Raw genomic sequence first — 2,466 nt, 5'->3', positions numbered from 1 at the left:
ATTGGGGGAGGCGAAAACAGCCGAAAACCTGTGTTTGGGTTTCGGCTGTCGGGGGAAGGGCTTTTTGCAAAGGTCTCAATCTATTAAAGTTACGTCTACAATTGTCGAATATACTGGATATCAATGAATCTAGTCACTTGTGCATTAATTACAACATACTCTTTATAGGAAAACAAAATCACATCAATAGAATAGAGAACTTTTGGAACCGGGTAAAACGTCATTTATGCAAGTTTAACGGCCTTTCCAAAGAGCAGTTGGAATTATCTCTGAAGGAGTGCAAATAGCGTTTAAAAAATAGTGAAATAAAAGTTCAAATCTCTATTTTCAAACAATTGATAAAACACAATTTATCCTAATTATCTAAGACAGTTCCATTATTATTTAGTATGGTATCATTATTATGGCCCTCCTTATTCTCCATATGGGTAAATGGTTAGGATACTTAATCAGAAATAAGTCAATTTATTGTAATCACTGAATATAGAAAAATCCCGCTTATTGAAAACGGGATTTCCTAGATAACAAACAATATCTGCTTAGCCTTTTTTACCGGTTACTGTAGCAACAGCTAAGTTTGAATTACGCTTCAATGCTACACTACTCACACCTTCAGGATACTGAATATCAGACAAATGCAGAATATCACCTGCTACGACTTCGGCACAATCCAATTCTAGAGCAGTAGGGATATTTTTAGGATCAACAATTACTTCCACACCTGTAGTTAGCAGAGACACTCGGCCACTTTGCAACTTCACTGCTTTAGATTGTTCTGCATTAACCACATGAATAGGCAAACGAATTTTTAAAGGTTTATTTAAATCAACCACCTGAAGATCAAGGTGTTGAATTTGCTGGCGAAATGGATGAACTTGAAAATCACGCAAAATCACATCATGAGTTTTGCCGTTCAATACCAATTTAATCAAACTCGTATGGAAAGATTCTTTTTCCAAAGCATAAAACACGGTTTTATGATCCAAAGCAATCGCAACTGCTTCCTGATTCTCCCCGTATAATACAGCAGGAACTTGACCTTCGCGACGCAGGCGGCGGCTCGCACCAGTGCCTTGGGCTTCACGAACAGTAGCTTGTAATTCATAAGACATAATTAAATCCTTTTAGGTAAAAAGTTAAACCGCCTTATACCGCGACCAGTTTCAGACGGCGTTGATTCAGGCCTGATATTCTAACAGGCCTACGGCAGTAACATACCACCATTTGTCAACACATCTTCATTAAAAAGATATGAGACAGATTCTTCATTACTAATACGACGCACTGTTTCTGCTAACAGACCTGCAATAGATACTTGGCGGATACGAATGCAATTCTGTGCAGCCTCTGATAAAGGAATTGTATCAGTAACAACAATTTGATCAATATCAGATGAAGCTATACGGGAAACTGCCTCTCCAGAAAAAACCGGATGGGTTGCATATGCCAAGACACGGGAAGCTCCACGTTCTTTTAAAGCAGAGGCCGCCTTACACAGAGTATTGGCCGTATCAATCATGTCGTCTACAATCAGGCAGGTTCTATCCTGGATTTCACCAATTACATTCATCACTTCCGCTACATTGGCTTTAGGGCGGCGTTTATCAATAATGGCTAAATCGGCATTCAGGGCTTTTGCCATTGCTCGGGCGCGCACGACACCGCCAATATCCGGGCTGACTACCGTTAAATTTTCTATTTGCTGACGCTGCACATCGTTCAGCAAAATCGGCGTTGCATAAATGTTATCTACAGGGATATCAAAGAAGCCTTGAATCTGATCCGCATGCAAATCAACAGTTAAAACCCTGTCAATTCCTGCGGAATACAACATATTGGCTACTAATTTTGCAGAAATCGGTACGCGAGCCGAACGCGGCCGACGATCCTGACGCGCATAACCGAAGTAAGGAATAGCGGCTGTAATACGCCCTGCCGAAGCACGCTTCAAGGCATCGGCCATTGCCAAAATTTCCATTAAATTATCATTGGTTGGCGCACAAGTAGGCTGCAGAATAAAAACATCGCGGCCCCGCACATTCTCCAACAGCTCAATGGCAACCTCGCCGTCTGAAAATTTAGTGACTGATGCATTACCGATTGAAATATCGAGATGTTTTACCACATTGGCCGCCAACTTTGGGTTGGCATTACCGGTAAAAACCATCAAACTGTCGTATGCTGCCATATCTTCCTCACTTGGAATGGGTTTATTTGCGTCATATTTAGGAAACATCGCGGGGGCTTCCTTGGTTGCTTGGCGTTCTCAGGCGGCATTATACGCATGTGGCGAAATCCAGCCAAACAAAAAATAACACAAGTATTCTGCAGACGGATAAATAAAAGCGTGCGATAAAATCACACGCTTTTATTTGGCTGGGGATGTAGGACTCGAACCTACGCATGCCGGATTCAGAATCCGGTGCCTTAACCAACTTGGCGAATCCCCAAATCTTAGTTGTGTTT

The 2,466-nt window shown here is 41.6% G+C and carries 2 protein-coding genes, 1 tRNA gene and 1 pseudogene; 1 reads left to right on the top strand and 3 read right to left on the bottom strand.

Annotation, left to right across the window (positions count from 1 at the left end):
* Positions 1-107 precede the first annotated feature (107 nt).
* Positions 108-359: pseudogene (locus ACTHSL_RS09690) on the top strand (IS1595 family transposase); the annotation flags it as partial.
* A 180-nt stretch (positions 360-539) separates the two neighbouring features.
* Here the strand turns inward: ACTHSL_RS09690 and ACTHSL_RS09685 are convergent.
* From ACTHSL_RS09685 to ACTHSL_RS09675, 3 genes are all read right to left on the bottom strand, one after another.
* Positions 540-1,112: a 50S ribosomal protein L25/general stress protein Ctc gene (locus ACTHSL_RS09685; protein ID WP_440381242.1), complete on the bottom strand. Its 573-nt coding sequence runs from the start codon at positions 1,110-1,112 to the stop codon at positions 540-542.
* Between the two features lie 89 nt (positions 1,113-1,201).
* Positions 1,202-2,188, bottom strand: coding sequence for a ribose-phosphate pyrophosphokinase (locus tag ACTHSL_RS09680; RefSeq protein WP_440381243.1), 987 nt, complete (start codon positions 2,186-2,188; stop codon positions 1,202-1,204).
* A gap of 185 nt (positions 2,189-2,373) precedes the next feature.
* A tRNA-Gln gene (locus ACTHSL_RS09675) sits at positions 2,374-2,450 on the bottom strand.
* Positions 2,451-2,466: the final 16 nt, after the last annotated feature.

Origin of the sequence: Neisseria sp. P0008.S010, assembly GCF_051962715.1 — a bacterium.
Taxonomy (GTDB): domain Bacteria; phylum Pseudomonadota; class Gammaproteobacteria; order Burkholderiales; family Neisseriaceae; genus Neisseria; species Neisseria elongata.
Note: the sequence above shows the minus strand (reverse complement) of the source record. Positions and strands in the feature narration are given on the sequence as shown.

Coding starts and splice junctions, on each gene's coding strand:
- ACTHSL_RS09685 (WP_440381242.1), bottom strand. CDS start 1,112: ATGTCTTATGAATTACAAGCTACTGTTCGTGAAGCCCAAGGCACTGGT.
- ACTHSL_RS09680 (WP_440381243.1), bottom strand. CDS start 2,188: ATGGCAGCATACGACAGTTTGATGGTTTTTACCGGTAATGCCAACCCA.